Source organism: Porticoccus sp. GXU_MW_L64 (assembly GCF_052983295.1).
On the sequence record NZ_JBRKJK010000011.1, the window covers coordinates 126,232 to 149,529 of the forward strand.

Sequence of the window (23,298 nt, forward strand, 5' to 3'; positions counted from 1 at the left end):
TCAGAATGACATCGTGACTTTTCACCTAATGTCGAGCATCAAACCAAACCCCTCACTCCGCATTCAACACATTCACCGGCGAATACTGGTCCGTCAGCACTTTGGCTGATCGCTTCCATCCGGGAGTTCGGTCGAGGCCGTTGAGCAATTTGCGCCCTTGCACGCCAAGTTCAAGCAGCTGCGGTGACAACGCCCGCATATTGCGGTGCATTTCAGTGCGCCCTGGCAATTTGTGTTTGGATACCAAAATCATGCGGTTGCCGCTGTCCCGCTGAGACACCGTGTAAAATTTGCCAAACGCTTTGTGATAAGTGGCGGATTCGTGATTCACCAGTTCGCTGCGGCTGAAGGTGTTGGCTACCAGTACCGCATCCGGCGTCATAATTTTTTTTACTTCCTGAAAAAATTCCAGGGTCATCAAATGGCCGGGAATATAGTCGCCGTTAAAGGCGTCGAGAATAATGTAGTCGTAGCGTTCTTTTTTGAGCCCGGCCCGTTTAACAAATACCCGGGCGTCCTGGGTCACTACCCGGTTGTTGCCGCCTTCCTGAAAATAAAAGTAACGCTTTGCCACCGCCACCACTGCCGGGTCGATTTCCACCGAGGTGATCTCCGCCTGCGGGTACAGGGAGCCCAGGGCTCTCGGCAAAACACCGCCCCCCAAGCCAATTACCAGAATTTTTTTCGGTTGTGGTTTTAGCAGCAGGCCCGACATGGCCATGTGAGTGTAGTTGAGCGCCAGCAAGTCGGGGCGCTGTACAAAAACACAGGATTGGCTACTGTCCCTCTGGTTGCGTGTGCGAAACTTCAGGCAGCGTCTGCCATCATCTTCTTCCACGTACAAATCCCGGTAGAGGGATTTTTCCCGGTGAATGGTTTCTGCTTGTGCACTTGCCGCACATATCAGCAAAATAGCTGCCAGTAATACAGGCATCAGGCTTCAACCTCTTGCGAACCAGAATCCGGCATCAGCAACGCCACAACACCAAGCGCCACCAACAACCCGGTGCAGCAATAAATTATCTGGTCAATCTCAAACCACACCACCAGATAAAAGGAGGTCATAATGGTGCCCGCAGCGCTGCCCAGGGTAGAGACAAAATACAAAAATCCCGCCGCCTTGCCGCTGCTCTCGCGGCTTTGTACCAGCAGGCGCACACCGTAGGGTGCGGCCACCCCCATAATGATGGAAGGCACAAAAAACAGCAGCATGGATGCCAACAGCGCCCCACCACGGGGGTCTTCAATGCGCACAAACACCCAATCCATAGCCCACTGATCAGAAGCGACAATGTGCAACAGCGACAGGCCCGCCACCAGAAACAGCAGGCCAAACTTGCGAAAACTGGGCGCGCGCATGGACCACTGGCCGCCAATCAGGTATCCCAGTGACAAAGCCAGCATATACACCGTGATAATGCTGCCCCAGACAAAAATGCTGGAACCGAAATTGGGCGCCAATATGCGCCCGCCCAGCAGCTCGCTGGACATAATGGCAAAGCCCATGGTGAAGGACATCAGCAGTAACAGTGCAGTGCGCAAGTTTTTACCCTCAAATTCATCCCGTCATTGCGAACAAGGCGAAGCGCCCTTCAGCCATGCACTCCGAAATCAGGAGGTTGCCACGTCGCCTGCGGCTCCTCGCAATGACGGCAAAAGCGCCATAAAAAAGGCTCCGTGTGGAGCCTTTGGAAATCAATTCCGTTGCCACTCAGAACGGAATGTCATCATCGAAATTATCAAAATCATTGCCGCTTTGCTGCGGGGGCTGCTGGCTTTGTTGTTGGTTTTGCTGCTGGCCCTGACCCTGATTCTGGTTTTGCGCCGGGCGTTGAGGAGCGGACTGCTGAGGTGCATAACCTCCTTGATCCATTCCCTGCCCGCCGCGACTATCCAGCATTTGCATATCACTGGCGACAATTTCGGTGGTGTAACGATCCTGGCCGTCCTGCCCCTGCCACTTGCGGGTACGCAGGGAACCTTCGATGTACACCTTGCTGCCTTTTTTCAGATATTCACCGGCGATCTCGCCAAGGCGGTTAAAAAACACCACTCGGTGCCATTCTGTGCGCTCCTGAGGCTGACCGGTTTGCTTGTCTTTCCAGGTTTCCGAAGTCGCCACGCTGACATTGGTTACCGCGCCACCGGAAGGCATATAGCGAGTTTCCGGGTCCTGGCCGAGGTTGCCAACCAAAATCACTTTGTTGATGCCGCGAGCCATACAATTTTCTCCTGTTGTTCTTGAAGTAGGAGAGCATTCCCATCGCTCCCCACCCATTGTGCAAGCCGACTATGGTACCGGGAAAAGGCTTATTCGGAAAGGTAGGGTTGCAACAGCTCCCAATCCACTTCTTTTCGATCCACTTTGGCGTAAGCGGTTTTTTCATCGGCCACCAGTACCACATCCTCCACGCCGGGCAACGCTTCCAACTCACCGGCATAGCCATCGCGATCACTGTACTTGAACACCACCCCCGACAGGGCGCGGGGCGCTTCCATGGGAAACACCAACAACAGCCACAACAGCGTCACTAACGCCAACACCGCAAACAGCCCCGCCACCCCATACAAAGGCAGTAACCAGCCGCCCAGCACACCGCCCACAAAAGCGCCCAGGAACTGACTGGTGGAATACACCCCCATGGCCGTGCCACGAGCCCCCGCCGGAGCGGTTTTGCTCACCAGTGACGGCAAGCTGGCCTCCAACAGATTGAAGGCCACAAAAAACAGGAACAACAAACCCAGCGCCACAACAGCTCCACCCTCAAAACCCAGGGAAAAACCACCCAGACTCAGTGCGGCCAGGGCAATAGCCGCCAGAAATACCGGCTTCATGTGGCCACCGCGTTCAGCGGCGATGATGGCGGGGATCATGGCAAAAAACGACCCTCCCAGCAGCAGCAGATAAACCCACCAGTGGCTCTCCAGGGGTATTTGCAGGCTGTCGGTGAGCACCGTCGGAATCGCTACAAATCCGGCCATTAGCAACAGGTGCAGAGTAAATATTCCCAGGTCGAGGCGCAGCAGCCTCACGTCTTTCAACACTCCGGCAATCATCGCCGGTACCGCCTGTGTTTCCCTATTAACAACAGGCCGGTTGACGGCTCCCACCTGCGGCGCGGGCAAACGCCACTGGGCCCATAGCACGCCGACAACCCCCAACACCGCCGTCACCCAAAACACCGCCGCCAGGCCACCGAACTGAGTGCTGATCCAGGGCCCCAGAATCAGCGCCAGAAGGAAGGAAAAACCAATGCTGCCACCGATGCTCGCCATGGCCTTGGTGCGGTTTTGCTCTCGGGTTACATCCGCTACCAGAGCCATCAGTGTGCTGGCAATGGCACCGGCACCCTGCAGGGCACGGCCGGCAATCAGGCCATAAATACTGTCAGCCTGGGCCGCCAATACGCTGCCGCCAACAAATAAAAGCAAGCCAGCAACAATAATCGGTTTGCGACCCAAACGGTCGGAAGCCAACCCCAAAGGAATTTGCAGTAACGCCTGGGTGAGCCCGTAAACCCCCAAGGCAAACCCCAACAGCAGTGGCGTAGCCGCCCGATAGTCCTGCACATACAGGGCCAACACGGGCAGCACCATAAACAGGCCGAGCATACGCAGCCCGTAGAGGCTGGCAATGGAGGCCACTGCCTGACGCTCGGCAGGAGAAAATTGATCGTTATTGTGCAAAACAGGCTCGCTACTGGTGAAACCGCGCAAAGCGGGGAAGTTTATCAGAGTGGCACAACAGCGTCTGTCTTCTGTATTCTGTCCCCTGTTTTCTGTCCCTTGACGTCTGAATATGCTCAACTACCGCATTGTCGCCCTGCTGATTCTTCTGACCAGCGTGATTTCACCGCTGGCATTCCAGTGGTTCACCCACCCGGATGGCAGCTGGCTGCGCCCTTACCTGGCTTGGTTGTTATTGATCGTATCTTCTGCACTGGTGTACCGGCGTCGCCGTCGCAGGGGCCAGGTATGAGGGTTCAAGTATGAGAGGCCAGATATGAGAGCGCATAGCTGATGGCGGATAACTCATGCTAACCGCCGCACTCAGCCTGTTACTGTTTGCCGCCCTGCTGTTTGGTGCTGCAATGGTTGGCCGCCGCCGTCAGTTTGGCAGCACCACCCAGGCACTGGTCACCCTGGGCAGCCTGGGAGCACTGAGTTATTTTGGCCTGCCCGAGCTGGCTGGCCGCTACGGGCTGGAAGCCCTGTTTGGGCTGATGGCATTCACTCTGGTTTTTCTACTCGGCCCACTGGTGATGCGCCCGGTGCACTGGGCCGCACAAACCCGGCGACTGCCCACTCTGGCAGACCTGTTCAGCTATCGCTATCGCAGCCTCTACATTGGGCCCCTGGTCACCATCGCCCTGACATTAAGCTGCCTGCCACTGCTGGCGGGGCAGTTGCAGCTGGCGGGAGATGCACTGGAGTTGGTTTCCAGCAATCGGCTGAGCGCCACCAGTGGCAAATTGTTTTTTGCCCTGCTGCTGCTGTTACTGCTGTTTTTCTTTGGCCAGCGCCGGGTACACAGCGATCGCCTGATGACCACCCTGGCGCTGGGCTCGGTGGTCACCCTGGCAGCGACTCTTGCCGTTACCCTGTGGGCCTGCTGGCACCACTTTGGCAGCCTGCAGGCCATGCAGCAGTGGGCAGCCGCCCAGGGGCTGAGCCGCAGCATTCACCGCTCTGGTAACAGTTATTCGCTGATCAGCCTGTTTTTGCTGGCCAGCTTGACCCTGCCCCACCTGTATCATCAGCAATCCTGGCTGCCCTCCAGCAAAAGCCGGGAACTCACCGGCTGGCTGTTCCCACTGTTGCTGCTGATCGCCACGCTCACCATGGTACCGTTGCTGTGGGTCGGCCTGGCAGCACAAGTGCCGGTTGCCCTGCAGCTGTTTTTACCGGCCCTGGCCCAGAGCAGCCAGTCAATGCCCCTGCTGATTTTGGCAACCGTGGGCGGCCTGTTCGCCTGCAGCACGGTAACCGTCGTCACCACCAAAGCGCTGGGGGCCATGGCCAGCAGCTATTTATTTCCTGACCGAATCGACAGCAGCCAGGACAACCTCTACCAAAAGCTGGTTAGAAAGCGCCGCCTGTTGGCCGCCTGCTGGATTGGCCTCGGCCTGATCACCAGTCAGTTTGCCAACACGCACAGCATCAGTACCCTTACCATTATTTCCCTGGTGGGCGTAGCACAACTGGCACCGGGATTACTGTCGGCACTGTATGTGCCGATTCTCAATCGCCGGGGGGTGATTGCCGGCCTGGTAGTGGGCATAAGCCTGTGGATGCTGGGGTTGCTGCTGCCACTGTTCACCGGCAGCTGGCAATGGCCGCTGGGCAATGGCAGCTGGCAGTTCGGTTATGCCAGCTGGGGCAACTGGCTACTGATTTCCCTGGCGGCCAACTTCACCATCAGCCTGCTGGTCACAAGGCGTACCCGCCCGGATACAGCCGAATCCTTTTACGCCCGCGCCAGTATGATCGAAAAAGTATCGGCGCCACAACGCATCGCCCCGCAGCACTGCCATCTGGACACCGTGCGCCAGCGACTCAGTGAACAATTGGGCTCCACCGCCGCGTTGCAAGAACTGCAACGCCTGGGGGTTTACAAACAGTTCGCCGAGGACGACAGCATTTTGCGGCCATTTGAGTGGCGTCAGCTGCGCAGTGAACTGAACGCCAACCTGTACCCCATGGTCGGCGTGATGCGGGGCGACGAGATGATTAACCAGGTGTTGCCACTGGTGGACAATGACGATTTCAATATGGGTGATTTGCGCACCCTGGAATCATTGCTGGCAGAAAGGCAACAACCGCTTTACGGCCTGGCAGCGGAGCTGAACAAGCTGCGCATTCACCACCAGAACATGCTCCACGAGCTGCCCCTGGGCGCCTGTTCCCTGGACCGGGACAACGAAGTGGTACTGTGGAACAAAGCCCTGGAAAAAATCACCGGTATTCCCTCAGCAACCGCTACCGGCAGCCACCTCAGCGCCCTGCCGCAACCCTGGCAGGAGGTATTACAGCGTGCCGTCAGCAGCAACAGCACCCACAAATTTGCCATTGAGGTGGAGGATGGCAGCCGCAAAGTGCGCTTTAACCTGCACAAAACCCTGCTGAGCAACCCCCTTCAAAACAATCACGACACCCAATTTGCCGAGCAGGTGATATTGCTGGAAGACATCAGCGATGTGATCCAGCTCACCCAGGAAATCGCCCACACCGAGCGCCTGGCATCCGTGGGTCGGCTGGCCGCCGGGGTAGCTCACGAAATCGGCAACCCCGTTACCGGCATCGCCTGCCTTGCACAAGACATCATCAGCGACGCCAACCACGACGACCAGCGCCAGTCTGCGGAGACCATACTCACACAGGTGGAGCGCATCTCGAAGATTGTGCGCTCACTGGTGGAATTTTCCCGCTCTGGCCACGAAAGCGACATCGAATTGATCGAAGTGGAGCTGGCGCACCCACTGCAGCAAGCCATTGAGCTGCTGGCACTGAACAAGGAGCACTCTCTGGCTCCGGTGGAATTGAGTATTGAAGAACCCCTGCAAGTCAGGGGTGACCCCCATCAGTTGACGCAGATATTCCTCAATCTGCTCACCAATGCCCGGGACGCCAACGCCGACAGCACAGCATCGAGCACCGCCATAGCAGTCACCGTAAAACGCTACCGCCAATGGGCCCAGGTAGACATCACCGATAGTGGCTGCGGTATTGAGCAGGACAAAATCGACAAAGTGCTGGAACCATTTTTCACCACCAAACCGGTTGGCGAAGGCACCGGCCTGGGGCTGTCACTGGTGTACAGCATGTTGCGTAGCTACGGCGGCGAACTCAGCCTGCACAGCCCGGTGGCCAATGGCCGTGGCACCCGCGCTACCGTCACGCTGCCGCTGAGCAAAAGCTCAAGACAAACTGACAACCACCGTTGATACAGTCACAAGCGTCAGTTGCAATTACTCCCGCAGCGGGTTAAAAATAGCGCAACTTTTCAAAGGCTCTCTATGTCATCCATGCCTGCCAAGTCATCCATACTGGTTGTCGAAGACGAAGACATTATCCGCACATCCCTGTGCAAGCTGCTTAGTCGCGAGGGCTATGCGGTGAGTGATGCCCGTCATGTGGACGACGCCTTGAAGCAATACCGCCTCAACGACTTTTCCATGATCATCAGCGACCTGCGCCTGCCCGGTGTCAAGGGCACTGAGTTGATTCAACTGGCGGGAAACGTTCCGGTGCTGATTATGACCAGCTACGCCAGCCTGCGCTCAGCGGTGGATACCATGCGTATGGGGGCGGTGGACTACATCGCCAAACCCTACGACCACAGCGAAATGATAACTGCGGTGAAACGCATTCTCGACAAACGCGACAAGCCCGCCGCCAATGACAGCGACTCACCAGCTGTGGAGTGCAAGACCGCAGCACCACAGGACGAATTGTCCCTGGAAGATTACTTTACCCGCTTCGTGATGGAGCATCAGCACAGCATGAGCGAAACCGAGCTGGCGAAAAAACTGGGAATCAGCCGCAAATGTCTGTGGCAACGGCGGCAAAAGCTGGGCATTCCCAGAGGGGGTTAAAAACGCTAAAGAAAGCAGCTTTTTTGCCGCCAACAGGTAACAATTTGTGACACAAAGGTAACAACTTCGTCATATTTCCAACGTGGCGGAAACGACAAAAAAGCTAACTTATTGATTTAAAAGAACATAAAAAGTTGGCACAGAATCTGCTATTTATCTGGCGCAACTGATAGTACCAACATAATAACAACAATAAACATAATAATAATGGCATTGGATGGATTGCTAACTATGTGGGGTAGGCCCCAATTACTCTGAAGCGGTTACACGCTTGTCGAGGGGAGTTCCGAAAGGGACTCCCTTTTTTACGCCTTAAAAACGAGGTTACAGGTGACAGACTACAGTACGGGCTGCGCCCTACAGGAGACCACCTGTACCCTGTAAGCAGGCACAGCCTGCGCACTGTCCCCTTTGTTTTGTGTTAAAGTGCCTCGCTTTACGCAACCCCACCCAAAAAAGCTCCGGTATGCTCAACTGGCTCAAAAACAAACTTCCAAAGTCGGGCAGCGCCCGGGATAACGCTCCCCACACACTTACCGCCAAACAGCACCCCATCTCCCCACGGGATATCAGCAAAGCTGCCAGAGACGTGGTGGACACCCTCAGTGATGCCGGATACCAGGCCTACCTGGTGGGCGGCTGTGTGCGCGACCTGCTGCTGAAGACTCACCCGAAAGACTTTGATGTCGCCACCGACGCCACCCCGGAAGAAGTCAAAAACCTGTTCCGCCGCTCCCGTATCGTGGGTCGCCGCTTCCAGATTGTGCATGTGCGTTTTGGCCGCGAAGTGATCGAAGTCACCACCTTCCGCGCCCACCACCAAGGCAACGGCAAGCAGGCGCAACAGTCGAAGCAGGGCATGCTGCTGCGCGACAACGTATTCGGCGATATCGACCAGGACGCCGCCCGCCGCGACTTTACCGTCAACGCCTTCTACTACCAGCCGGGCAACAACACCATCTACGACTACGCCAACGGCCTCAGGGATTTGCAAAAGCGTACTTTGCGAATGATCGGCGACCCGGAACAGCGCTACCGGGAAGACCCGGTACGCATGCTGCGCGCAGCCCGTTTCGCCGCCAAACTGGGTTTTGAAATTGAACCCAAAACCGCTCAGCCAATTCGCAAACTGGCAAAACTGCTGCGCGACATCGCCCCCGCCCGGCTGTTCGACGAAGTCATCAAACTGTTGATGTCTGGCAATGGTCTGGCCACCTTTCGACTGCTGCGTGAACAACAGCTGTTTGCCGAACTGTTCCCCGCCACTGACGAACTGCTGAAAGACGGCAATACTTTGGAATTTATCGAACAAGCACTGACCAACACCGATCAACGCATTCGCGGAGGCAAACGGGTAACACCGGCATTCCTTTACGCCGCTATCCTGTGGCCGGTGGTGGTCAAGCACAGCCAGCGCTTCCTCGCCAGCGGCGAATCCCCCACCTACGCCTGGCAGCATGGTGGCAACCTGGCCATTGAACAACAGATACCCCGCATCGCCATTCCACGCCGTTTTACCACCCCCATGCGGGAAATCTGGAACTTGCAGCAACGGCTGCCACGGCGCGCGGGCAAACAGGCAGAGCGCCTGGTAGAGCACCCGCGTTTTCGCGCCGGTTACGACTTTGTACTGCTGCGGGAACAGGCCGGAGAAGACCTGCAAGGCCTTGGCCAGTGGTGGACACTGTATCAGGAAGCGGACGACAAAAAACGCCAGGACATGTGCGCCAAACTCCACAGCGGCAAGCGACCCGGTGGCCAACAGCGCCGCAAACGCAGACCAAAGCGCAAACCGCAACAATGACCCTCGCCTACATTGCCCTGGGCAGCAACCTGTCAGACCCGGTGCAGCAAGTCACCCAAGGGCTCGACGCTATTGCCGAACTGCGCCAGTGCCAACTGCTGAAACGTTCCCCCTGGTATCGCAGCGCCCCACTGGGCCCCAGTGGGCAGCCGGACTACATCAACGGCGTATGTGCCATCGATACCACACTGGAACCACTGCCACTACTGCACCAGCTGCAAACCATCGAAAATCGCCAGGGCCGGGTACGCACTGAGCGCTGGGGGCCGCGCACCCTGGATTTGGATATTTTGCTTTACGGCGACCTCAGCCTGAATACCCCGGAACTGCAACTGCCCCACCCCCGAATGGCCGAACGCAACTTTGTGCTGCTGCCCCTTGCAGACATTGCTGCCGATCTGGTTATGCCGGATGATCAACCCCTGGCGCAACTGTTGGCAAACAGTTCACACGAAGGTATTGTGCGGCTATGAATCATCAGCAGACCCTGGCAACAGACCGTTTTGCGGAACTGGCGGCAAACGACCCCAGCGAAGCCCCGGTTACCCTGCCCTCCTACATCGCAGTGGAGGGCCCCATCGGGGTTGGCAAAACCTCGCTGGCGAAACGCCTGGCGGGACAATTTGACTACGACACCCTGCTGGAGCAGCCGGAGCTCAACCCGTTTCTGGAACGCTTTTATCAAGACCCTCGCGGTGCCGCCCTGCCCACCCAGCTGCATTTTTTGTTTCAGCGCGCCAAACAGCTGGAAGAATTGCGCCAGGGGGATATGTTTCAACACATGTGGGTGGCGGATTTTGTGATTGAAAAAGACCCGCTGTTCGCCCAGGTGACTCTGGACGACGACGAGCTGCGCATCTACCAACAGGTGTACCAGCAACTGACCATCGACGCCCCCAAACCTGACCTGGTGGTCTACCTGCAAGCTCCGACAGAAGTATTGCTGGACCGCATTGAACAGCGGGGCACCGAATCGGAACAACACATCGACCCGGAATACCTGGCCCGACTCAACGATGCCTACACCCGGTTTTTTTACTACTACGACCAATCACCGCTGTTGATTGTCAACGCTGCCGACATCAACCCCATCGACAATCAAGACGATTTCGATAATTTGGTGAGCCATCTCAGCCGCATCAAATCCGGGCGTCACTACTTCAACCCACAAGCCAGCTTATGAAAAAAGTCACCATCCAAACCCTGCAACAGCACAAAGCCAACGGCGCAAAATTCCCGGTGCTCACCTGCTACGACGCCACCTTTGCCAAGCTGATGGAAACAGCGGAGATCGATGTGCTGCTGGTGGGCGATTCCCTGGGCAATGTGATTCAGGGCCAGGGCAGTACAGTACCGGTGACCGTAGACGAAATGGCCTACCACACCGCTGCCGTCGCCCGGGGCAACAGCAAAGCGCTGCTGATGGCCGATATGCCCTTTATGAGCTACGCCACCGAGGAACAAGCCCTGCAAAACGCCGCCGAACTGATGCAGGCGGGGGCCCATATGGTGAAACTGGAAGGCGGCGCCTGGCTGGAAGAAACCGTACTGATGCTCAGCGAACGGGGCATTCCCGTGTGCGCACACCTGGGCTTAACCCCACAATCGGTCAACAAGCTCAGTGGCTACAAAGTGCAGGGCCGCGACCGGGACGGCGCCACACAAATGCTGGCGGACGCCCATATACTGCAAGAAGCCGGCGCAGATTTACTGGTGGTGGAATGCATACCCAGTGATTTGGGCAAGCAGCTGTCGGAATCCCTGCAAATCCCGGTAATCGGCATCGGCGCCGGGCCGGATACCGATGCGCAAGTGTTGGTGCTGCACGACATGCTGGGCATATCGCCCCGCCTGCCCAAGTTTTCCCATAACTTTCTGGCGGATACGGGCTCTATTGAAGCGGCTATTGTCGCCTACAAAGCGGCGGTAACCAGTGGCAGCTTTCCCGCTGAAGGGCACTGTTTTTAAAGGCCGAACCAATACCCCGTCACTCAATTTCCTCCACAAACGGCTCGCCCGCCACTTGCAGGGTAATTGCTTTTTTGTAGGTGGTGATGACGATGGTGTCTTTCTGCGGCTGCTCAATGCTGACCACATCGTCCATGGTTTCATCGTCGGGTTTGGCTTGCAGGTTTTGCTCCCGATAACTGAGCACCTCCGGGAACACCAGGCGCAAGTCGGGCTCACCGCAATCCGGGTCGTCGATGCACTCAATAAACAGCAGGCGCACATCGATGTCGTACACCAGATTGAAAATATAAGGGGCGCAGTCGCCCAGTAACTTTCCTGTGAGGCTCATAAAAAATACCTGTTTTGTCTCAATCGGCAACTGTCATCATGAGCACTTTATTCTCGTCATTCTGAGCGCTTTCTTCTCGTCATTCTGAGCGTAGCGAAGAATCTCTATGCCACGTCGAATGGCGAGATCCTTCGCTACGCTCAGGATGACGTGGCTGCTTATTTTGCTTCCGGACAGTGGCTGCTTATTTTGCTTCCGGACAGTGGCTGCTTATTTTGCTTCCGGGCAATCGGTGTTGTAGGGGCGGGCCAGCTGGAAGACCATATTTTCCTGTTTGGGCAAGTCCCAGTATTGGTCAAAATTGTCACCCTCCTGCTGACTGCTGCCATCGGCCATTTTGTAAGGGGCAATCAGGCGCCAGCCAATCAGGTCGAGGCGCGGCTCCAGAATGCGGCGGCCGTATTCGATATGGTAGTAGTAGTAGGCTTCCAGTTCATAAACATTACCGGCCACCGCATGGGGCCATTCCGGGTCGTCGGGGGTGCGTACCCCGTCTGGCGTGTAGAAATGAAAACCGTATTGCAGCTCTTCGCCGGTGGCTGCCGGCAGGGTTCTCTCTATCAGTTTGATATGAGCGCCAGCGGGACCACAGCTGTTGTCCAGGTATTCAGCACGAAATACCGATGGCAATTCGCTGCGCTTGGGTGGCGGCTCCTCACAGCCCGCCAGGAACATCAGACAAACACAAACTAAGCCAAGTTTTTTCATGGTATTGCTTCCTGGTCAAAAGTTATTATTTCCCTTCAATCGACCAGGCGGTAAACCGGCCCCACCTGGTCTGCATTACTGATACTAACGCCGAGGTCACTCAGCAGGCCGTCAGACAGTCCATAAATCCAGCCGTGAACGCTGAGTTCCTGACCATCTTTCCAGGCCCGTTGCACCACTGGCAGTTGGCCGACATTTTTTACCTGCTGGCAAACGTTGAGTTCACACAGGCGGTCAATACGCGCTTCGCCCTGCAATTGATCCAGCTCGTCAGCGTGCTGTTGGTACACTTGTTTGATGCCCGTCAACCAGGTATCAATCACTCCCAGCTGCTTGCCTTCCGTGGAGGCTTTGACACCACCACAACCATAGTGGCCACAGACGATAATGTGCTTCACCTTGAGCACCTGTACCGCGTACTGAATGACCGACAGGGCATTAGGGTCATTGCCGTATACCAGGTTGGCCACGTTGCGATGTACAAACAGTTCTCCCGGCTGCATGCCAACAACGTCATTGGCGGGCACACGGCTGTCGGCACAGCCCAACCACAGGTACTCCGGTGACTGCCCTTTGCTGAGACGGGTGAAGTAATCCGCGTCTTTATCAACAAAAGATTTCGCCCAGTTGCGATTATTATTTAGCAGGTCGTGCAGTGTTGGCATGCAAAAACTCCTACAGTGTATCGACGGGTTACGGGTATTCTTTAGGGCCCTGTGGCACGCAATGGCGGAGGTTTTGTTATAACGCCGCCTGCGCATCCCGAGTCATATTCTCCAAAGTGCCATCGGCATGAATAATGATGTTGTCTTCGATGCGAATGCCGCCGTAGGGAGTAAACTCCTCCACCCGCGCCCAGTTTACGTTGGCTTCCTGGTCGGTGCCTTTGAGTTTTTCCAGCAGCGCTGGAATAAAGTATAGACCGGGCTCTACGGTGTGCACCTGGGTAGCGACATAATCGGTGGTGTTGCGCAGCCTTGGGTATTCCTCCGGCGCAGGTACCCGGGCACCGCTGGGGTCTTTCAGGTTACCGCCTTTTTCGTGCACATTAACGCCAATACAGTGGCCAATACCATGCGGGTAAAACGTAGTGGTCAGGCCGTTTTTCACCGCCTCGGCAGCAGCAATGGTGATGACACCAAACTGTTCCAGCACCTCCGCCACTTTTTGATGCGACAATTTGTGCAGTTCGACTCCACTGGCACCCAAACCGCCGGCAGCCACCAGCTCCTGTTGCTTTTGATCCATTGCGTTCACCATGGCGGCAAAGTCGCTGTTGGCATCAAAGGCGTAGGTGCGGGTGATGTCCGAAGCGTAGCCGTTCACATCCACACCGGCGTCGATCAAAAAGCTGCGGTGTTCAGAGGGGGCACTTTTATCCAGCATAAAGTGGTGCAGCACTGCGGCGTGTTCGTTGAGGCCGGCAATCACCGGGTAGGGCATTTCGTTTTCCGAACAGTTACAGTCTGCCAGGTAAGCGGAAAGAATATCCAGTTCCGAACCGCCGGCCATAAACGCTTTGCGTGCCGCTTCGTGGGCCGATACCGCCAGGCGATTGGCCTCGCGCATGCAGGCGTGCTCGTAAGGGGTTTTAAAACGGCGCTGGTAGTCCACATGGTGGTGCAGGGCTTGCGGGTTTACTCGCTCGGCGGGCAGGTTGAATTCGTTGTCTTCACCCAGGTACAGCAACTTGTCGTTGTGCAAAGATATTTTGTCCACCAATTGTTCGTGGCTTTCAAAATACTGAACATCAAAGGGCGCCTCCCAGCCCTGTGGCAGGGATTGCGGCGCAGTGTGCCAGATATCTTCGGCGTTATTGAGAAACAGTACCGGGCGCTGCTCGCCAGAAATCAGCAAAAAACAGTCCTGACGCTTATTCAGGGGCAACCATTCCTTGAAGTAAACATTGGCCTTGAACGGATAAGACATATCGTCCTGGTATTGAATTTTTACCTGGCCAGAGCTGATCAGTAACTGCTCACAGTCCAGTTCAGCCATAAAGGTACGGAAAGTATTGAGCTTGGCAGCAACGTGTTGCAGATACAGGTCTTTTTGCATAATTCGATTTCCAGAGAGCAAGCCGGGTCAAGAAGGGGGAGATTATGCCACGCATGGCTGAAATAAAATTCCTTTTCAGCTGCCTGAAAGAGCGGAGCTGGGCAACACTGATTCACCCCCCAGACCATTTAAAGCAGTCAGTCACCCAACGTCCGATTCAACTCCGCCACCGCCTGCGAGTAACTCTCTGCCTCAGTAATCGCAGTAACCACAGCAATACTGCCCACACCGGTCGCCGCCACCTGCGGGGCACGTTCCAGGTTTATGCCGCCAATGGCCACCACCGGCGTATCGCCGGTCAGTTTCAAATAACGCTGCAGCTTGACCAGCCCCTGGGGGCGGGACGGCATGGTTTTGGTGGTGGTAGCGTAGATGGCACCACAGGCCACATAGCTGGGTTTTACCGCCAGTGCCCGCAGCAATTCAAAGTAACCGTGGGTGCTTAATCCCAACCGCAAACCCGCGTTACTGATTGCCCCGAGGTCGGCGGTAACCATATCTTCCTGCCCCAAGTGCACTCCGTAAGCACCCAGTTCAATAGCCAACTGCCAGTGATCATTAATAAACAACCGGGCATTGTATTGCCTGCCCAATTCAATCGCCTGACGGACCTGTTGGCGAAGTTGCGCTTGCGGCAACGACTTGATTCTCAGCTGCAGGGTTTGCACCCCCACGCGCAACAACTTTTGCAACCATTCAACACTGTCCACTACCGGGTAAAGGCCCAGCCTGGTGGTGCCACAAGACGGGAATGGCCTGAGGCAGGCAACCTCTGATGGCCACCCCAACTGCTCCGCCAGCTCACTGCCGGGCAAAACCACTTGCGGGAAATACCTTGCCTCTTCAGGCCAGGGGCCGTGACTGACCGGGCCGGCACCACCGCCCTGCACCGCGCCACAAGCAATGCCCCGGTGCACATAGGCATTGGCCAGCACTATCGCATCTTCCAGAGAATATCCCTGCGCCCACACTGCAGCGCAGGCACTGGCAAAACTGCATCCGCTACCGTGGCTGTGAACACTGGGCAACTGTGGCTGCGCCAGCAACATGTCGCCAACGCCGTTTTCAAACAAATCGCTGCGCAGGTAATCCACGCAGTAGCCTTGCGCCAATTTGCTGTGGCCACCTTTGATAACTACTGAGCCCACACCCAATTCACGCAGGGATTCTGCAGCGGCTTGTAAACTGGCGTAATCGACAATATCGGTGCCAGTGAGCTGCTGCGCTTCCAGGGCATTGGGAGTCACCACATCCACCAGGGGGAACAGTTGGGTTTTTACTGCATCGGCGATGGGCTCTGTGGTCATGCGGGCACCACTGCTGGCGCTGGCCACCGGGTCGTAGATTACCTTCAGGGCAGGTATCTGCTGGCGCAAGTGCTGTACACGCTTTGCCACCAAAGCGACCTGCTCAGCATTGCACAACAGGCCAATTTTGACCGCTGCCGGGGGCAGATCGTCTGCCAGGGCTTGCAACTGGGCGTCCAGCAAGTGAGTGGATACCGGCTCGACGGCGCTAACCTGCCGGGAATTTTGCGCAGTCACGGCGGTAATAACACTGCACCCGAACACACCCAGCGATTCAAAACTGTGCAGGTCTGCCTGGATACCGGCACCACCGCCAGAATCAGAACCGGCTATGGTCCAGACAACGGGCTTGCTCATCCTCTTATCCACCCTGCAACGGCTGCACAATATCGATCAAGTCCCCGGCTTTCAGGGTCATTTGAACGTAGTCAGGACGGGGGACAAATTCGCTGTTCACCGCCACTACGTAAGGTTCGCGGGCGCCGTATTGAGCCAGCAGTTGCGGCAGCGAGGTATTTTCGGCAACGTTGTGCGTTTCGCCGTTTATGGAAATATTCATGGTTGTCTCGTCATTCATTTCCCCCGTCATTGCGAGGTGTTAATCAATTCTGATGCCAGAACGGTTGCCCCACCACCGGCGAACTGGGAGCGGCAATATCCCGGGCGGGCATGGCTCCCGCTGTATAGGCACTGCGGCCCGCCGCTACTGCCTGGCCAAAAGCGCCGGCCATGGCCACCGGGTCTTGTGCCAGCGCCACGGCGCTGTTGAGTAATACGCCATCAAACCCCAACTCCATGGCGCACGCGGCATGAGATGGCAGGCCGATTCCCGCGTCCACGATCAACGTGGTATCCGGCAGGCGCTCGCGCAGGGTTTTTAACGCAAAGGGATTCAGCAACCCCTGGCCGGTGCCGATAGGTGCACCCCAGGGCATCAGGATATTGCAGCCCAGCGCCACCAGTTTCTGGCACAACACCAGATCGTCAGTGCAGTAAGGGAAGACTTCAAAGCCCTGGTCAATCAATTCTTTGGTGGCTTCCAGCAAACCGAACGGGTCTGGCTGCAGGTTGTAGTCGTCGCCGATCACTTCCAGCTTGATCCAGTGAGTATCGAACAGTTCTCGCGCCATCATAGCGGTGGTAACGGCTTCTTTAACGCTGTGGCAGCCAGCAGTGTTGGGCAAAATATTCAGGTTGAGGGACTGAATCTGCTCCCAAAACGCCGCTCCGCCTTTGTCGTTGGGGTTCTGGCGGCGCAGGGATACGGTCACCACTTCACTGCCGGATTGCCGAATTGAATCGCACATAATCGCCGGCGACGGGTACAGGGCGCTGCCAATGAGCAGGCGACTGGTTAATTCTGTATTGCCCAATTTCCACATGGTATTTATCCGTTGGACGTTTGATGTTGGACGTTCGACGAGGCAGTTCGAGCCGGGCTGGTCTTTTCGTCCAACGTCGAACGTCGAACGTCGAACTGTCTGTGCACCAAGCCTTCAAAAACCGAGTCATGTTGATGATCAGACACAATTGCCAGCACTTCATCCGCAATTGCCGGACTCATTAAATAGCCGTGGCGAAACAGGCCGTTGACCCGAATCAGGCCATCACTAACCTCAATGCGCGGCTGATTGTCCGGCAGCGCCGGGCGGCAGTGTACATCGCCTTTGATGACCCGGCCTTCGGCAAAGCCGGGATGTACGCTGTAGGCGGCAGACAGCAATTCCAGTGTGGAGCGCACCGAGATTTCGCTGTGATCTTCGCTTTCAATCTGGGTGGCACCAATCAGGTACAGGCTGCCTTTGCGGGGCACGATGTAGATGCGATAGCGCGGGTGCATCAGGCGCACCAGGCGGGTGATATTCACTTCCGGTGCATCAACCCACAGCAATTCGCCGCGCACGCCCCGCACCGATAGAACATCTTTGGCGCCCAAACCCCGACTGTCGATAACAAGATCAAACCTGCAAATGCGCCGTCCACTGCGACCCTGCACAGCAATTTCGCCACTACTAACCGCTGCCACTTCCGTGCTGGCATACCAGCCAACTCCCAGCTGTTGCAGTTTGTCCGCCAGTGTTTTCATCACACAGTGGCTGCACAGCCAGCATTCATCGGGCAGGTAGGCGGCGTGACCAAAGCGAGTAGCCAGCTCTGGTTCCAGCTCCGCCAGCTGAGTTTGGTTGAGCTGTTGGTACTGGTCGCCTCCCATATCCATACGGTCATTGACGGCGTTGTTAAAACGCTGGTAGTCACCGCGATCCTGCGGGTGTGCCACCACCAGTGTGCCGCGCTTGTTAAAGTGCACATCAGCGCCCAGTTGCTCAACCAACCGGGGCCAGCGTTGCAGCGAGGCGCGCCCCAACTCCACAATCAACGGCTCCGCAGTTTCACCCTCACTGTACGGGGTGAGCATGCCCGCTGCGGTGTGGCTGCAGTTATCGGTGGAGTCGATGGGCAGGCGGTCGAACAGGGTCACTTTGTGCCCCTGTTCCAGTAATTGCCAGGCCAGCAAGCGGCCGATAATACCCGCGCCAGCGATGCCGATATTCATATCAATGTCTCGCAAGCGTCATCGCGAGCGCAGCGTGGCGATCCAGTGTCTTCAAAGTCGCTGGATTGCCACGGCCTGCGGCCTCGCAATGACGGAGTACTAATCTACTTTATGATAAAGCTCTGAACCCGTCGCCCGGAACTCCGCCGCTTTCTGCTTCATGCCCTCAAGCGGGTCATCCAGCATGCGCACCACCTGTTCGCCTTCGGCAATGGCAGTGCCGTTCTTTGCCGCGTAGTCGCGTACTTCCTGGGTGATTTTCATGGAACAGAATTTCGGCCCGCACATGGAGCAGAAGTGGGCCACTTTGCCGCTTTCTTTGGGCAGGGTTTCGTCGTGGTATTCACGGGCGCGATGAGGGTCCAGGCCCAGGTTGAACTGGTCGTGCCAACGGAATTCAAAACGCGCTTTGGACAGGGCATTGTCGCGAATCTGCGCACCGGGGTGGCCTTTGGCCAGGTCAGCAGCGTGAGCGGCAATTTTGTAGGTAATCAGACCTTCTTTTACGTCTTCCTTATTGGGCAGGCCCAGGTGCTCCTTGGGCGTTACGTAGCACAGCATGGCGCAGCCGTACCAGCCAATCATGGCAGCGCCAATGCCGGAGGTAATGTGGTCGTAGCCCGGCGCAATATCGGTTGTCAAAGGCCCCAAAGTGTAAAACGGCGCTTCGTGGCACTCCTTCAGCTGCTTGTCCATGTTCTCTTTGATCAGCTGCATGGGCACGTGGCCGGGGCCTTCGATCATTACCTGTACATCGTATTCCCAGGCGATTTTGGTAAGTTCCCCCAGGGTTTCCAACTCGCCAAACTGGGCCTCGTCATTGGCATCGGCTACCGCGCCGGGGCGCAAGCCATCGCCCAGCGACAGAGACACATCATAGGCCGCGCAGATTTCGCAAATGTCGCGGAAGTGCTCGTACAAAAAACTCTCTTTGTGATGGGCCAGACACCACTTGGCCATAATGGAACCACCGCGGGAGACGATACCGGTCACCCGCTTGGCGGTCAGTGGCACGTAGCGCAGCAGCACGCCGGCGTGAATGGTAAAGTAGTCCACCCCCTGTTCGCACTGCTCAATCAAGGTGTCACGAAACATTTCCCAGGTCAGATCTTCGGCGATGCCATTGACCTTTTCCAGCGCCTGATAGATGGGCACAGTGCCAATGGGCACCGGCGAGTTGCGCACAATCCACTCGCGGGTTTCGTGAATATTGTCGCCGGTGGACAAGTCCATCACCGTATCGCCACCCCAGCGAGCGGACCACACCAGCTTTTCCACTTCTTCTTCGATGGAGGAGGTCACGGCGGAGTTGCCAATATTGGCGTTGATTTTCACCAGGAAGTTGCGGCCAATAATCATCGGCTCGGATTCCGGGTGGTTGATATTGGCGGGGATAATGGCGCGCCCTTCAGCCACTTCCTGACGCACAAATTCCGGGGTAATCACTTGCGGGGTTTTGGCGCCAAAGTTATTGCCTGGGTGTTGAAAACCCAGGTCCATACGCTCTGCATTGCCCACCTGCTCTGCCAGCTTGAGGTTTTCGCGAATGGCGATGTATTCCATCTCCGGGGTCACAATGCCCTGACGCGCGTAGTGCAATTGCGTTACCCGCTTACCCTTCACTGCTTTGCGGGCTTTGGGCAGGTGTTCAAAACGCAGGTGATCAAGGCCACGGTCTGCCATACGCTGTTGGGTGAACTCGGAAGACGCCTCTGCCAGCTGTTCGGTATCTCCGCGTTCATCAATCCACTGCTGGCGTAGTTTTGGCAGACCTTCGTGTACATCGATACTGGTATCCGGGTCGGTGTAAGGGCCGGATGTGTCGTACACATAAATATCCGGGTTGGGTTCGTACACCGGTTGTTCTTCGCTGCCGCCAATCAAGCTATCTGCCTGACTGATAGCTCGCATGGGTACGCGAATGTCGTCGCGGCTTCCGGTCACGTACACTTTGCGGGAGTTGGGCAGTGGCTGGGTTTTCAGGTTTTCCAGAAATTCACGGGCTTTGGCTTGCGCTTCAGAACGGGCAGATTTGGTCGCCATGTGGGTCTCCCAAGTAAGGTTATGGAGACAGGGCAGCGATCGAAGGAGAGAGTGGCAATACTGCGGTTTGCATCACTTGTTCCCTACGCAGGTGCTGGCCTGATCAGGTTCGACGGATTTCGCTGGGCGATCTCAGCTTTAACGTTTGTTAAAGCGCTCCGACAAGTACAGGGACAACAGTCTATTGGCTGGGGATAGGCAGTTCAAGTGTGAAATGACAAACAACTTAAGGGCACTTCTAAAAATAGTGATATTTTCGTGATAGCAAGGCGGCGGCGCACGGAGACCCGCAGTGTATAAGACATACATGAGGACTCGAGTACGACGCCAACGCCGCTATCGGGGAAATAGTGCATTTTTAGAAGCGCCCTTAAGGCACTTCTTAGATTATTAACCCGGCAATACAGCGTGTCCAGTAAGCCATTGCCTGCCACTGATCGCCACCTCAAGAAATCGTCAGCTTTTTTTAGATAACTTTTTTAGATAATCCTGGAATACCGTATCTGGTTTTGTTGCGCCTGAATGTAAGCGTCAAACACCATACAGATGCGGCGAATTAGCAGCCGACCGGCCGGATGAATGCGAATGCCGCCGGAGCTGATGGTCAGCAGGCCGTCTTTCTGCATACCGTACAGCTCCATCAGTTCATCGGTAAAATACTGGCGAAAGTCGATGGCAAACTGTTGTTCGATACTGTCAAAATCCAGCTCGAACTGGCAGATCAACTGGCTGATTACCTGGCTGCGAATATGGTCGTCCGGCTGCAGGGCAATTCCCTGAGAGAGGGGCAACAGGTCGTTATCAATGGCGCCAAAGTAATCGTCAATGCTCTTGTGATTCTGGCTCAGGGTACCGCCAATATCACTGATTGCCGACACGCCAAACGCCAACATATCGCAGCCGCCGTGAGTGGCGTAGCCCTGAAAATTGCGCTGTAATTCCCCTTTCTGCTGCGCCACAGCCAGTTCGTCGCCGGGCTTGGCGAAGTGATCCATGCCGATATAACGATAACCTGCCGCCAGCAGCTTTTGCGCAGACTTTTCCATCATGCGCAGCTTTTCATCCGGGCTCGGCAGTGCGGATTCGTCGATTTGCTTTTGCACTTTGAACAGGTGGGGCAGGTGGGCGTAATTGAACACCGACAACCGATCCGGAGACAGTTCAATAATACGATCAAGGGTTTCGCTAAACGTCTCCCAGTTCTGGTGGGGCAGACCGTAAATCAAATCCATACTGATGGATGCAAAACCCTGATCGCGGGCAGCATTTACCAGCTCGGTCACTTGCTGCGGTGAGTTAAAGCGGTTGACCGCCTGCTGCACCCGGGGGTCAAAGTCCTGCACACCCATGCTGAGGCGATTAAATCCGATTTCTCGCAGGCAGTGGATGGTGGCGACATTCATATCGCCGGGGTGCAGTTCAATGGAATACTCGCCCTGGTCGTCGTCCAGCAAATGAAAATGCTTGCGTGTCTGCGTCATCAGCTCGCGCATCTCGTCGTCGCTGAGAAAAGTAGGCGTGCCGCCCCCCCAGTGCAGCTGCCTGACCGGGCGAAAGTTATCCAGTAGCGCCGACTTCATCTCCACTTCTTTAAACAGGCGTTCAAGGTAAGGGCCGGAGCGCTTGCGGTTGGCGGTAACAATTTTGTTGCAGGCACAGAAATAGCAGACCCGGCTGCAAAACGGGATATGAAAATACAGGGACAGAGGCGTGCAGGAACGGTTGCTGTCGGCGAAGGCACTACGCAGCTCATCGGCACCAAATTCCCGGTGGAACTGGGGCGCCGTAGGGTATGAGGTATAACGCGGGCCGCTGAGATCATAGCGCTCAATCAACTGGCGATCCCAGACAAAGCCATTGTTAGCGACTACGGTAAAGGGGCGTCCTGACAAGTCCGACATTTGACTATTCCAAGATAAAACGGAGGATGATTCTAGCCAACCCTGTTGCTTACTTCTTTGACGGTGATCAAGCGGGATACAAACTGGGGACGTGCCGTGATTTCAAATCCCGACCAAAGTCGTCTGGTATTCACCGGGGTCGGTGGCTATAATTGCGCGCCTCAAACACACGCCAAATCCATTAAGAGTTCCCTGTAATGAGCTACAACCGAATCCCCGCCGGCAATGACCTGCCCAACGACATCAATGTGGTTATTGAAATTCCGGCCAATCACGATCCCATCAAATACGAGATCGAAAAAGAAAGCGATGCCCTGTTTGTGGATCGCTTTGTAGCCACACCCATGTTCTACCCGGCCAACTACGGCTACATCCCCGATACGCTGTCGGAAGACGGTGACCCCTTGGACGTCTTGGTCGTATCCCCTCACCCGGTAATGCCCGGCTCTGTCATTCGCAGCCGACCAGTGGGTGTGCTAAAAATGACCGACGAATCCGGCCCCGACGCCAAACTCATCGCCGTGCCCCACAGCAAACTGACTCCCATGTACGACCACGTACAAGATATTCACGACCTGCCGGATCTGCTGCTCAAACAGACCGAACACTACTTCGAAAACTACAAGGACCTGGAAGAAGACAAATGGGTGCGGGTAGACGGCTGGGGCTCCGCCGATGAAGCCCGTACCGAAATTATGGAATCCAGACAGCGTCATCTGGATTTGGAAAAATAATAAGGACTGAAGCGGTTTTAGCAGAAAGCCCGGCCACAGTGCCGGGCTTTTTTATTACTTTCAAACGGACTCCCTGTAGGGCGGATTAGCGCAGCGTAATCCGCCACAGCCACATGAGCTTCCAACACGGCGGATTACGCTGCGCTAATCCGCCCTACGGGGGGGGGCGAGGCAGGCCTCTGCCACTCTGATCGAGATTGCCGCGTCGCTCCGCTCCTCGCAATGACAGTTTTTTTGGATTCCTTTTTCATTCTCCCTACGAAGTGCATCACATGGGGACAAAAAGGCAGGAGGC

Annotated in this window: 21 protein-coding genes, 1 pseudogene and 1 riboswitch; of the genes and pseudogenes, 8 read left to right on the top strand and 14 right to left on the bottom strand. The window is 56.1% G+C overall.

Translation table 11 applies throughout. The annotated features are described in order from the left end of the window. Window positions 1–52: 52 nt before the first annotated feature. The 4 genes from ACVBEJ_RS10680 to ACVBEJ_RS10695 all read right to left on the bottom strand — a co-directional run bounded on the left by ACVBEJ_RS10680 (window position 53) and on the right by ACVBEJ_RS10695 (window position 3,687). Entirely contained in the window at window positions 53–934 is an 882-nt protein-coding gene (locus tag ACVBEJ_RS10680; protein ID WP_447129617.1) for a spermidine synthase, read from the bottom strand. Continuing rightward, window positions 934–1,542 carry a fused MFS/spermidine synthase gene (locus ACVBEJ_RS10685; protein WP_447129618.1) on the bottom strand — a complete coding sequence of 203 codons (609 nt, stop codon included), beginning with the start codon at window positions 1,540–1,542 and terminating at the stop codon, window positions 934–936. The genes ACVBEJ_RS10680 and ACVBEJ_RS10685 overlap by 1 nt, the downstream gene beginning before the upstream one ends. A gap of 169 nt (window positions 1,543–1,711) precedes the next feature. Further along, complete coding sequence (gene ssb / locus ACVBEJ_RS10690; protein WP_447129619.1) at window positions 1,712–2,221, bottom strand: single-stranded DNA-binding protein; 510 nt, start codon at window positions 2,219–2,221, stop codon at window positions 1,712–1,714. A gap of 89 nt (window positions 2,222–2,310) precedes the next feature. Next, complete coding sequence (locus ACVBEJ_RS10695; RefSeq protein WP_447129620.1) at window positions 2,311–3,687, bottom strand: MFS transporter; 1,377 nt, start codon at window positions 3,685–3,687, stop codon at window positions 2,311–2,313. 112 nt (window positions 3,688–3,799) lie between these two features. Here ACVBEJ_RS10695 and ACVBEJ_RS10700 point away from each other — a divergent pair, with 112 nt between their 5' ends. The 7 genes and pseudogenes from ACVBEJ_RS10700 to panB all read left to right on the top strand — a co-directional run bounded on the left by ACVBEJ_RS10700 (window position 3,800) and on the right by panB (window position 11,367). Continuing rightward, the gene (locus ACVBEJ_RS10700) at window positions 3,800–3,979 is read left to right on the top strand and encodes a hypothetical protein (protein ID WP_447129621.1); all 180 of its coding nucleotides are present in this window, start codon (window positions 3,800–3,802) and stop codon (window positions 3,977–3,979) included. 55 nt (window positions 3,980–4,034) lie between these two features. Then, on the top strand, window positions 4,035–6,944 hold the full coding sequence (locus ACVBEJ_RS10705) for an ATP-binding protein (RefSeq protein WP_447129622.1): 2,910 nt from the start codon (window positions 4,035–4,037) through the stop codon (window positions 6,942–6,944). Between the two features lie 72 nt (window positions 6,945–7,016). After that, a pseudogene (locus ACVBEJ_RS10710) lies at window positions 7,017–7,379 on the top strand (response regulator); the annotation flags it as partial. 682 nt (window positions 7,380–8,061) lie between these two features. Then, window positions 8,062–9,399, top strand: a complete 1,338-nt coding sequence (gene pcnB / locus ACVBEJ_RS10715; protein ID WP_447129623.1) for a polynucleotide adenylyltransferase PcnB — start codon at window positions 8,062–8,064, stop codon at window positions 9,397–9,399. Next, window positions 9,396–9,872 carry a 2-amino-4-hydroxy-6-hydroxymethyldihydropteridine diphosphokinase gene (folK, locus tag ACVBEJ_RS10720; RefSeq protein WP_447129624.1) on the top strand — a complete coding sequence of 159 codons (477 nt, stop codon included), beginning with the start codon at window positions 9,396–9,398 and terminating at the stop codon, window positions 9,870–9,872. Before pcnB ends, folK begins: the two co-directional genes overlap by 4 nt. After that, window positions 9,869–10,582 (top strand): deoxynucleoside kinase, encoded by a 714-nt coding sequence (locus ACVBEJ_RS10725; protein WP_447129625.1) that lies wholly within the window; start codon window positions 9,869–9,871, stop codon window positions 10,580–10,582. Before folK ends, ACVBEJ_RS10725 begins: the two co-directional genes overlap by 4 nt. Further along, window positions 10,579–11,367 carry a 3-methyl-2-oxobutanoate hydroxymethyltransferase gene (gene panB / locus ACVBEJ_RS10730; protein WP_447129626.1) on the top strand — a complete coding sequence of 263 codons (789 nt, stop codon included), beginning with the start codon at window positions 10,579–10,581 and terminating at the stop codon, window positions 11,365–11,367. The genes ACVBEJ_RS10725 and panB overlap by 4 nt, the downstream gene beginning before the upstream one ends. 19 nt (window positions 11,368–11,386) lie before the next feature. On the opposite strand, the gene ACVBEJ_RS10735 is transcribed toward panB, so the two are convergent. From ACVBEJ_RS10735 to hemN, 10 genes are all read right to left on the bottom strand, one after another. Continuing rightward, window positions 11,387–11,698, bottom strand: a complete 312-nt coding sequence (locus tag ACVBEJ_RS10735) for a hypothetical protein (RefSeq protein ID WP_447129627.1) — start codon at window positions 11,696–11,698, stop codon at window positions 11,387–11,389. A gap of 210 nt (window positions 11,699–11,908) precedes the next feature. Continuing rightward, complete coding sequence (locus ACVBEJ_RS10740; protein ID WP_447129628.1) at window positions 11,909–12,406, bottom strand: hypothetical protein; 498 nt, start codon at window positions 12,404–12,406, stop codon at window positions 11,909–11,911. 35 nt (window positions 12,407–12,441) lie between these two features. Continuing rightward, window positions 12,442–13,071, bottom strand: a complete 630-nt coding sequence (gene can / locus ACVBEJ_RS10745) for a carbonate dehydratase (protein ID WP_447129629.1) — start codon at window positions 13,069–13,071, stop codon at window positions 12,442–12,444. A 76-nt stretch (window positions 13,072–13,147) separates the two neighbouring features. After that, complete coding sequence (gene pepQ, locus ACVBEJ_RS10750; RefSeq protein ID WP_447129630.1) at window positions 13,148–14,464, bottom strand: Xaa-Pro dipeptidase; 1,317 nt, start codon at window positions 14,462–14,464, stop codon at window positions 13,148–13,150. Between the two features lie 137 nt (window positions 14,465–14,601). Next, window positions 14,602–16,128 carry a thiamine phosphate synthase gene (gene thiE, locus ACVBEJ_RS10755; protein ID WP_447129631.1) on the bottom strand — a complete coding sequence of 509 codons (1,527 nt, stop codon included), beginning with the start codon at window positions 16,126–16,128 and terminating at the stop codon, window positions 14,602–14,604. Window positions 16,129–16,132: 4 nt separating this feature from the next. Further along, on the bottom strand, window positions 16,133–16,330 hold the full coding sequence (gene thiS / locus ACVBEJ_RS10760) for a sulfur carrier protein ThiS (RefSeq protein ID WP_447129632.1): 198 nt from the start codon (window positions 16,328–16,330) through the stop codon (window positions 16,133–16,135). A gap of 43 nt (window positions 16,331–16,373) precedes the next feature. Continuing rightward, window positions 16,374–17,153: a thiazole synthase gene (locus ACVBEJ_RS10765; RefSeq protein WP_447129633.1), complete on the bottom strand. Its 780-nt coding sequence runs from the start codon at window positions 17,151–17,153 to the stop codon at window positions 16,374–16,376. 5 nt (window positions 17,154–17,158) lie between these two features. Continuing rightward, a complete protein-coding gene (gene thiO, locus ACVBEJ_RS10770; protein ID WP_447129634.1) occupies window positions 17,159–18,325 on the bottom strand; it encodes a glycine oxidase ThiO in 1,167 nt (388 codons plus the stop codon). A gap of 99 nt (window positions 18,326–18,424) precedes the next feature. Continuing rightward, window positions 18,425–20,368, bottom strand: coding sequence for a phosphomethylpyrimidine synthase ThiC (gene thiC, locus ACVBEJ_RS10775; RefSeq protein WP_447129635.1), 1,944 nt, complete (start codon window positions 20,366–20,368; stop codon window positions 18,425–18,427). A 63-nt stretch (window positions 20,369–20,431) separates the two neighbouring features. Then, a riboswitch (TPP riboswitch) is annotated at window positions 20,432–20,539 on the bottom strand. A gap of 308 nt (window positions 20,540–20,847) precedes the next feature. After that, window positions 20,848–22,269, bottom strand: a complete 1,422-nt coding sequence (gene hemN, locus ACVBEJ_RS10780; RefSeq protein WP_447129636.1) for an oxygen-independent coproporphyrinogen III oxidase — start codon at window positions 22,267–22,269, stop codon at window positions 20,848–20,850. A 197-nt stretch (window positions 22,270–22,466) separates the two neighbouring features. On the opposite strand from hemN, the gene ppa reads away from it, so the two are divergent. Beyond that, window positions 22,467–23,003, top strand: a complete 537-nt coding sequence (ppa, locus tag ACVBEJ_RS10785; protein ID WP_447129637.1) for an inorganic diphosphatase — start codon at window positions 22,467–22,469, stop codon at window positions 23,001–23,003. Window positions 23,004–23,298: the final 295 nt, after the last annotated feature.

Coding starts and splice junctions, on each gene's coding strand:
- ACVBEJ_RS10680 (WP_447129617.1), bottom strand. CDS start 934: ATGCCTGTATTACTGGCAGCTATTTTGCTGATATGTGCGGCAAGTGCA.
- ssb (WP_447129619.1), bottom strand. CDS start 2,221: ATGGCTCGCGGCATCAACAAAGTGATTTTGGTTGGCAACCTCGGCCAG.
- ACVBEJ_RS10700 (WP_447129621.1), top strand. CDS start 3,800: ATGCTCAACTACCGCATTGTCGCCCTGCTGATTCTTCTGACCAGCGTG.
- ACVBEJ_RS10705 (WP_447129622.1), top strand. CDS start 4,035: ATGCTAACCGCCGCACTCAGCCTGTTACTGTTTGCCGCCCTGCTGTTT.
- pcnB (WP_447129623.1), top strand. CDS start 8,062: ATGCTCAACTGGCTCAAAAACAAACTTCCAAAGTCGGGCAGCGCCCGG.
- folK (WP_447129624.1), top strand. CDS start 9,396: ATGACCCTCGCCTACATTGCCCTGGGCAGCAACCTGTCAGACCCGGTG.
- ACVBEJ_RS10725 (WP_447129625.1), top strand. CDS start 9,869: ATGAATCATCAGCAGACCCTGGCAACAGACCGTTTTGCGGAACTGGCG.
- panB (WP_447129626.1), top strand. CDS start 10,579: ATGAAAAAAGTCACCATCCAAACCCTGCAACAGCACAAAGCCAACGGC.
- ACVBEJ_RS10735 (WP_447129627.1), bottom strand. CDS start 11,698: ATGAGCCTCACAGGAAAGTTACTGGGCGACTGCGCCCCTTATATTTTC.
- ACVBEJ_RS10740 (WP_447129628.1), bottom strand. CDS start 12,406: ATGAAAAAACTTGGCTTAGTTTGTGTTTGTCTGATGTTCCTGGCGGGC.
- can (WP_447129629.1), bottom strand. CDS start 13,071: ATGCCAACACTGCACGACCTGCTAAATAATAATCGCAACTGGGCGAAA.
- pepQ (WP_447129630.1), bottom strand. CDS start 14,464: ATGCAAAAAGACCTGTATCTGCAACACGTTGCTGCCAAGCTCAATACT.
- thiE (WP_447129631.1), bottom strand. CDS start 16,128: ATGAGCAAGCCCGTTGTCTGGACCATAGCCGGTTCTGATTCTGGCGGT.
- thiS (WP_447129632.1), bottom strand. CDS start 16,330: ATGAATATTTCCATAAACGGCGAAACGCACAACGTTGCCGAAAATACC.
- ACVBEJ_RS10765 (WP_447129633.1), bottom strand. CDS start 17,153: ATGTGGAAATTGGGCAATACAGAATTAACCAGTCGCCTGCTCATTGGC.
- thiO (WP_447129634.1), bottom strand. CDS start 18,325: ATGAATATCGGCATCGCTGGCGCGGGTATTATCGGCCGCTTGCTGGCC.
- thiC (WP_447129635.1), bottom strand. CDS start 20,368: ATGGCGACCAAATCTGCCCGTTCTGAAGCGCAAGCCAAAGCCCGTGAA.
- hemN (WP_447129636.1), bottom strand. CDS start 22,269: ATGTCGGACTTGTCAGGACGCCCCTTTACCGTAGTCGCTAACAATGGC.
- ppa (WP_447129637.1), top strand. CDS start 22,467: ATGAGCTACAACCGAATCCCCGCCGGCAATGACCTGCCCAACGACATC.